This window comes from Streptomyces sp. WELS2 (assembly GCF_013870595.1).
Classification (GTDB): Bacteria; Actinomycetota; Actinomycetes; order Streptomycetales; family Streptomycetaceae; genus Streptomyces.
In genome coordinates, this window is sequence record NZ_JACBWZ010000243.1 from 1 (window position 1) to 7,936 (window position 7,936).

5 protein-coding genes are annotated in these 7,936 nt (G+C 71.5%); 4 read left to right on the forward strand and 1 reads right to left on the reverse strand.

Annotation, left to right across the window (positions count from 1 at the left end; translation table 11 throughout):
• The 3 genes from H5J33_RS16265 to H5J33_RS16275 all read left to right on the forward strand — a co-directional run.
• Positions 1 to 1,882 (forward strand): M4 family metallopeptidase (locus H5J33_RS16265; RefSeq protein ID WP_181795624.1); only part of this gene is annotated, 1,882 nt, incomplete at its 5' end.
• 252 nt (positions 1,883 to 2,134) lie between these two features.
• Positions 2,135 to 3,790 (forward strand): M4 family metallopeptidase, encoded by a 1,656-nt coding sequence (locus H5J33_RS16270; RefSeq protein ID WP_181795625.1) that lies wholly within the window; start codon positions 2,135 to 2,137, stop codon positions 3,788 to 3,790.
• Between the two features lie 74 nt (positions 3,791 to 3,864).
• Positions 3,865 to 4,386 carry a DUF1990 domain-containing protein gene (locus H5J33_RS16275; protein ID WP_181795626.1) on the forward strand — a complete coding sequence of 174 codons (522 nt, stop codon included), beginning with the start codon at positions 3,865 to 3,867 and terminating at the stop codon, positions 4,384 to 4,386.
• A 64-nt stretch (positions 4,387 to 4,450) separates the two neighbouring features.
• Here the strand turns inward: H5J33_RS16275 and H5J33_RS16280 are convergent, their stop codons facing one another.
• Entirely contained in the window at positions 4,451 to 7,069 is a 2,619-nt protein-coding gene (locus H5J33_RS16280) for a glycosyltransferase family 1 protein (protein ID WP_181795627.1), read from the reverse strand.
• A 331-nt stretch (positions 7,070 to 7,400) separates the two neighbouring features.
• On the opposite strand from H5J33_RS16280, the gene H5J33_RS16285 reads away from it, so the two are divergent.
• A partial coding sequence (locus H5J33_RS16285; RefSeq protein WP_181795628.1) for a maltotransferase domain-containing protein occupies positions 7,401 to 7,936 on the forward strand: 536 nt, incomplete at its 3' end.

Consider the following 7,936-nt stretch of genomic DNA (forward strand, 5'->3'; position numbering starts at 1 on the left):
CAGGGCCGCCGTCGGGCTGACCCCCTCGCAGCGTGCCGAACTGATCCGGCACGCCGACGCGGGCCGGTCCGCCACCGCCCGCCGACTGGGCCTGGGAGACCAGGAGAAGCTGGTCGTCAAGGACGTCGTCAAGGACGCCGACGGCACCCTGCACACCCGCTACGAGCGCACCTACGCGGGCCTGCCGGTGCTCGGCGGCGACCTGGTCGTGGCCACCGACTCCGCGGGCAAGACCATGGAGGTGGTGCGGGCCACCAACGCCACGCTGAAGGTCGCCGGGCTGACCCCCACGGTGTCGAGGACGGCCGTCGAGCGGCAGGCCGTGGGACGGGCGAAGGCGCTCGGCGGGACCAAGCCGGCGGCGGACAGCGTCCGCAAGGTGATCTGGGCCGCGACCGGCAAGCCGGTGCTGGCGTACGAGACGGTGGTCGGCGGGCTCCAGGAGGACGGCACGCCCAACGAGCTGCACGTCATCAGCGACGCGGCCACCGGCAAGAAGCTGTACGAGTACCAGGGCGTCAAGACCGGCGTCGGCAACACCCAGTACAGCGGGCAGGTCGCGCTGACCACGACCCAGTCGGGTTCGACGTACACCCTCACCGACGGGGCGCGCGGCGGCCACAAGACGTACAACCTCAACCGCGGCACCTCCGGCACCGGCACGCTGTTCTCGCAGTCCTCGGACACCTGGGGCAACGGCACCAGCTCCAACGCGGCCACCGCGGGCGCGGACGCCCACTACGGCGCCCAGCTCACCTGGGACTTCTACAAGGACACCTTCGGCCGTACCGGCATCAAGAACAACGGCGTCGGCGCCTACTCCCGCGTGCACTACGGCAACGCGTACGTCAACGCGTTCTGGACCGACAGCTGCTTCTGCATGACCTACGGCGACGGCTCCGGCAACACCAAGCCGCTGACGTCGATCGACGTCGCCGGCCACGAGATGAGCCACGGTGTCACCTCGGCCACCGCGAACCTCAACTACAGCGGCGAGTCCGGCGGTCTGAACGAGGCGACCAGCGACATCATGGCCGCGGGCGTGGAGTTCTACGCGAACAACTCCACCGACGCCGGGGACTACCTGGTCGGCGAGAAGATCGACATCAACGGCAACGGCACCCCGCTGCGCTACATGGACAAGCCCAGCAAGGACGGCGCGTCCAAGGACAACTGGTACTCGGGCATCGGCGGCGTGGACGTGCACTACTCGTCCGGCCCGGCGAACCACTTCTTCTACCTGCTGAGCGAGGGCAGCGGCGCCAAGGTCGTCAACGGCGTCAGCTACAACTCGCCCACCGCGGACGGCCTTCCGGTCACCGGCATCGGCCGGGACAAGGCGCTGCAGATCTGGTACCGGGCGCTGAGCACCAAGTGGACGTCCACCACCAACTACGCGGGCGCCCGCACCGGCACCCTCGCGGCGGCCGGCGAGCTGTACGGAACCACCAGCGCCGAGTACAAGGCGGTGCAGGACGCCTGGGCGGGCGTCGGGGTCGGGGCCCGCTCCGGCGGCGGTGGCGGGGGCGGCGGCACGTCGTACGAGAGCAGCACGCCGGTGTCCATCCCGGACAACGGGCCGGCCGTCACCTCGGACATCACCGTCTCCGGCCGGACCGGGAACGCGCCGGGCAACCTCCAGGTGAGCGTGGACATCGCGCACACCTGGCGGGGCGACCTGGTGATCGACCTCGTCGGCCCGTCGGGCACCGCCTACCGGCTGAAGGACTACAGCGCCTCGGACTCGGGGGACGGCGTCAACGAGACCTACACGGTCAACGCGGCGGCGGAACCGGCCAACGGGACCTGGAAGCTGCGGGTACAGGATCAAGCCACCTACGACACGGGAACGATCAACGGCTGGAAGCTGACCTTCCCGTAAACCACAAGGCGTTAAGCCCGAGTTGACGGCGTTGCCCGGGGGTCCGACCCCCTCGGGCGGCGCCCGTTAACACCCTCGCAATGTTCAACAGTTGGTCGATTTTCGGCCAACATCACTTCAGGGTCCTGACATGTACGCGCCCTTGATGTCACTCTCTCTCCACCCGCCGCAGCAGCACAGCAACTTCACAACGCCACACACGCCGACCAGTGACCCCACGCTGACCGGTCTCCCCCACGAGAAGGAGCTTTCGTGAGCCCCCTCTACGCGCGTCACAAGCGCACCACCCTGGCCATCGCCACCGCTGTCGCCGCCGGAGCCCTGCTCTCCACCGGTCTGACCACCAGTGCGAGCGCGCAGACCCCGACCGGAGCCGCCGCCGCCAAGCCCCTGGCCGCCGCCCCGACCGCGCTGTCCGCCGCGGCCCGCACCTCCCTGGTCCGGCAGGCCCAGTCCGGCGCCGCCGAGACGGCCCGGCACATAGGCCTCGGCGCCCAGGAGAAGCTGGTCGCCAAGGACGTCGTCAAGGACGCCGACGGCACCCTGCACACCCGCTACGAGCGCACCTACGCGGGCCTGCCGGTGCTCGGCGGCGACCTGATCGTCCACACGGCCAAGTCCGGCAAGACCGAGGGCGTCACCAAGGCCAACCCCGCGGCCCTGAAGCCGGCCTCGCTCACGCCGCGGATCACCGCCGCCAAGGCCGAGCAGCAGGCGGTGTCCACCGCCAAGTCGCTCGGCTCCGCCAAGACCGCCGCGGACGGCGCCCGCAAGGTCATCTGGGCCGGCTCCGGCAAGCCCGTCCTCGCCTACGAGACGGTCGTCGGCGGCTTCCAGGACGACGGCACCCCGAACCAGCTGCACGTCATCACCGACGCGGCCACCGGCAAGAAGCTCTTCGAGTACCAGGGCATCGAGAACGCGACCGGAAAGACGCTGTACTCCGGCACGGTCACCCTCAACTCCGTGCAGTCGGGCTCGACCTACCAGCTCACCGACAGCGCGCGGGGCAACCACAAGACGTACAACCTGGCCCGCAAGACGTCCGGTACCGGCACCCTGGTGGCCAACTCGACCAACGTCTTCGGCACCGGCACCGCCTCCACCTCCTCCTCGGACCAGACCGCGGCCGCCGACGCCGCCTACGGCGCGGCGGTGACCTGGGACTTCTACAAGAGCACCTTCGGCCGCAACGGCATCAAGAACGACGGTGTCGGCGCCTACTCCCGCGTGCACTACGGCAACGCGTACGTCAACGCGTTCTGGGACGACAGCTGCTTCTGCATGACCTACGGCGACGGCTCCGCCAACGCCGACCCGCTGACCTCCCTGGACGTGGCCGGCCACGAGATGAGCCACGGCGTCACCTCCAACACCGCGGGCCTCAACTACTCCGGTGAGTCCGGCGGCCTGAACGAGGCCACCAGCGACATCTTCGGCACCGGCGTGGAGTTCTTCGCCAACAACGCGTCCGACCCCGGTGACTACCTCATCGGCGAGAAGATCGACATCAACGGCGACGGCACCCCGCTGCGCTACATGGACAAGCCCAGCAAGGACGGCGGCTCGGCCGACTACTGGTCCTCCACGGTCGGCAACAAGGACGTCCACTACTCGTCCGGCGTCGCGAACCACTTCTTCTACCTCCTCTCGGAGGGCAGCGGTTCGAAGACGATCAACGGCGTCACCTACAACTCGCCGACGTACAACGGCTCCACCGTCACCGGCATCGGCCGCGCCAAGGCGCTGCAGATCTGGTACAAGGCGCTGACCACGTACATGACGTCGACGACCAACTACAAGGCCGCCCGCACGGCGACCCTGAACGCGGCGTCCGCGCTGTACGGCTCCACCAGCACCGAGTACAAGGCGGTCGCGGCGGCCTGGTCCGCCGTCAACGTCAACTAGCACCTGCCGGACCGGCACGACAGGGCGGCACCCGGGACCAGCGCGTCCCGGGTGCCGCCCTACCCTTGTGACCCATGTCCTCGGCGACCTTCACCTACGAGCCGGTCGGTGCGACCCGCGACGATCCGGCCTTCTGCCCGCCCGGCTACCGCCCCCTGCTCGTGCGCACCCGCCTCGGCGAGGGTCACGCGGTGTTCCTGCGAGCCGCCGAGGCGGTCCTCACCTGGGAGATGCACCGCGCGCTGGGCGTCGGCATCGACGCCACCGCCGACCGCGCGGCCCCCGGCGTCGACGTCACGGTCACCCTGGCCGGCGTCGTCAAGGCACCCTGCCGCATCATATGGACCGCGCAGGAGACCCGCCGCGCCGGCTGGGCCTACGGCACCCTCGAAGGCCACCCCGAGTGCGGCGAGGAGGCCTTCGTCGTCGACCGCACCGGCGACGGCACGGTCTGGCTCACGGTGTCCGCCTTCAGCAAACCGGCCAAGTGGTACGCGAAAGCCGGCGGCCCGGCCACCAGAGGCCTCCAGCACGCCTACGCCCGCCGCTGCGGAACGGTCCTCAAACGCCTGTGCGAGGACCAGCCGCAACCGTGATCCGGGGGCCGGGAGCGCGAGTCGAGGGGGCGCCGGTTCCGTGGCCGCGCGCCCCCGTCCCACCTCACCGCAACACCATCCCCACCCCCTCCACCACCTCCTCCGACGGGACCGTCACCAGGCCCGTTTCCGCGGGGGAGGCCAGCAGGGGATGGGTGGGGAGGATGCGGATCGTGTAGCCGTAGGGGCCGGTGCGGTCCAGGGACAGGGGGCCCTCGTAGAGGACGCGGCCCTCCAGGTCGGCGGTGCCGGCCGGCTTCAGCGGGACAACCGTGGCGTCCGTGATGCGGTCCTGTTCGTCCACCCGGCCCGACACCGCCTGGACCTCCACGTCGTCGGGGGTCAGCTCACCGAGGGCCACCCGGACCCGCAGGCCCACCGTCGTGCCCAGTTCCGCCGTGGGCGTCGTCGCCGTCGCCTCCACGTGGTCCACGCTCACCCCGGGCCAGGCCGCGCGCACCCGCGCCTTCCAGCCGGCCAGGTCCCGTGCGGTGTCCGGGCTCAGCGCGCGGTGGGCGCGGGCGGCGGGGGCGTACAGGCGGTCCACGTACTCGCGGACCATGCGGCCGGCCAGCACCTTGGGGCCGAGCAGGGAGAGGGTCCGGCGGACCATCTGGATCCAGCGGTCGGGCAGGCCCGCGCGCCCGCGTTCGTAGAAGCGGGGCGCGATCCGCTGCTCCAGCAGGTCGTACAGGGCCGCCGCCTCGATGTCGTCCCGCCGGTCGGGGTCGGTCCCGGCGCCGTCCGCCGTCGGGATGGCCCAGCCGAAGTCCGGCTGGAACCACTCGTCCCACCAGCCGTCCAGCACCGAGAGGTTCAGGCAGCCGTTCAGGGCTGCCTTCATGCCCGACGTACCGCACGCCTCCAGCGGCCGCAGCGGGTTGTTCAGCCAGACGTCGCAGCCGGGGTAGAGCCGCTGCGCCATCGCCATGCCGTAGTCGGGGAGGAAGACGATGCGGTGGCGCACCCGCGGGTCGTCGGTGAACCGGACCAGCTCCTGCACCAGCCGCTTGCCGCCGTCGTCCGCCGGGTGCGCCTTGCCCGCGACCACGATCTGCACCGGACGGTCGGGGTGCAGGAGCAGCTCGGTGAGGCGGTCGCGGTCCCGGAGCATCAGCGTCAGCCGCTTGTACGACGGGACCCGGCGCGCGAAGCCGATCGTGAGCACGTCCGGGTCCAGGACGCCGTCGATCCAGCCCAACTCCGCGTCTCCGGCGCCGCGTTGCCGCCACGACGCGCGCAGTCGCTCCCGTACCTCCAGCACCAGCCGTTCCCGCAGGACGCGGCGCAGCTCCCAGATGTCCTGGTCGGGGATGTCCGCGACCGAGTCCCAGCGCTCGGAGCCGCCGACGCTCAGCGCGTCCTCGGCCCGCTGGGCGCCGACCTGCCGGGTGGCCAGCCGCAGCACCTCCGGCGCCACCCAGGTCGGGGCGTGCACCCCGTTGGTCACCGAGGTGATCGGCACCTCCTCGGCGTCGAATCCCGGCCACAGGCCCGCGAACATCTCCCGGCTGACCCGGCCGTGCAGCAGCGACACCCCGTTGGCGCGCTTGGCCAGCCGCAGTCCCATCACCGCCATGTTGAACAGGTTCGGCTCGCCCTCCGGGTACGTCTCGCGGCCCAGCTCCAGCACCCGGCGCACGTCGATGCCGGGCAGTTCGGCGTCGGGGCCGAAGTGCCGGCCGACCAGGTCCCGGTCGAAGCGGTCGATGCCGGCCGGGACCGGGGTGTGCGTGGTGAACACGGTGCCGGCCCGCACCGCCTCCAGCGCCGCGTCGAAGTCCAGTCCGTCCGCGCAGAGTTCGGCGATCCGCTCCAGGCCGAGGAACCCGGCGTGCCCCTCGTTGGTGTGGAACACCTCCGGCACCGGGTGCCCGGTGAGCCGGCAGTAGGTCCGCACCGCCCGCACCCCTCCTATCCCGAGCAGCATCTCCTGGAGCAGCCGGTGTTCGCTGCCGCCGCCGTAGAGCCGGTCGGTGACGCCGCGTTCGCCGAGGTCGTTCTCCTCCACGTCCGAGTCGAGCAGCAGCAGCGGCACCCGGCCGACCTGGGCCAGCCAGATCCGGGCGCGCAGCTCCTTGCCGCCGGGCAGGGCGAGACGGACGTGCGCGGGGGTGGTGTCGGGCTCCTTCAGCTGGGTGAGCGGCAGTTCGTGGGGGTCGAGCACCGGGTAGTGCTCCTGCTGCCAGCCGTCCCGGGAGAGGGTCTGGCGGAAGTAGCCGTGCCGGTAGAGGAGTCCGACGCCGATCAGCGGGACGCCGAGATCGCTGGCCGCCTTCAGGTGGTCGCCGGCCAGGATGCCGAGGCCGCCGGAGTACTGCGGGAGGGCGGCCGTGATGCCGAACTCCGGGGAGAAGTAGGCGATGGCGGCGGGCAGGCCGTCCGCCTGGGTCTGGTACCAGCGTTCACCGGTCAGATAGTCGTCGAGGTCGTCGGCGACGGCGGTCAGGCGGCGTAGGAACCGCCGGTCGCCGGCCAGTTCGGCCAGCCGGGCCGGGCGGACCCGGCCCAGCAGCCGCACCGGGTCGCCCCCGGCCGCGGCCCACGCCTCGGGGTCGACGGACTGGAACAGATCGCGCGTCTCCGCATGCCAGGACCAGCGCAGATTGCGCGCCAGGTCGCTCAGCGGCCGGAGCGGCTCGGGGAGAACGGGACGGACGGTGAACCGACGGATCGCCTTCACATTCCACCTCGGGACGCGTCGCGGGGTGAGCCGCACGGAGCCGTGCGTCTCGTCGTCTCCATCGACGGTAGTGGTTACCGCGCGGTCGGTGGGGACGTACCGGCCGGGGGTGTCGGTGCGTCAGCCGCCGTTCCCCGGGCACCTGGAAAAAAGGGGGAACGGTCTTGTGCGCGGCCGTACGCATGAGTAGTTAACACAGTGCCGGATTGCCCACCCGAACCCGGAGGGAAGGCTCTTCGGTATCCACCCCACAGGCGTACCACCGCACACCGCAGGACCCACTCCCCACGTCCATCCGCCCATACCCACGTTGCAGCGGACAGGAGCGGTCATGCCCGCCAGGCACCACTCGTCACCACACACGACAAGCAGCAAGGCCAAGGCAGCAGGAAGGAAGCCGACGGGCGGGAAGGGGGGGACGCCTGCCCACACGCCCGCCCCGGCGGCCACGGAACGGCCCGTCACCGCGGCCGCGGAACGGTCCGTCACCGCGCAGCCGCCCGTCACCGCCCTGGGCCGGATCCCCATCCTCGACGTACGCCCGGTGGTCCAGCACGGCCGCAGGCCCGCCAAGGCCGTGACCGGGGAGTCCTTCGAGGTCACCGCGACCGTGTTCCGGGAGGGCCACGACGCCGTCGCGGCGAACGTCGTGCTGCGGGACCCGGCGGGCCGGCCCGGGCCCTGGACGCCGATGCGGGAACTCGCCCCGGGCACCGACCGCTGGGGTGCCACGGTCACGGCGGGCGAACCGGGCCGCTGGACCTACACGGTGGAGGCGTGGTCGGACCCGCTCGCCACCTGGCGCGCGCACGCCCGGATCAAGATCCCGGCCGGGATCGACACCGGACTGGTCCTGGCGGAGGGCGC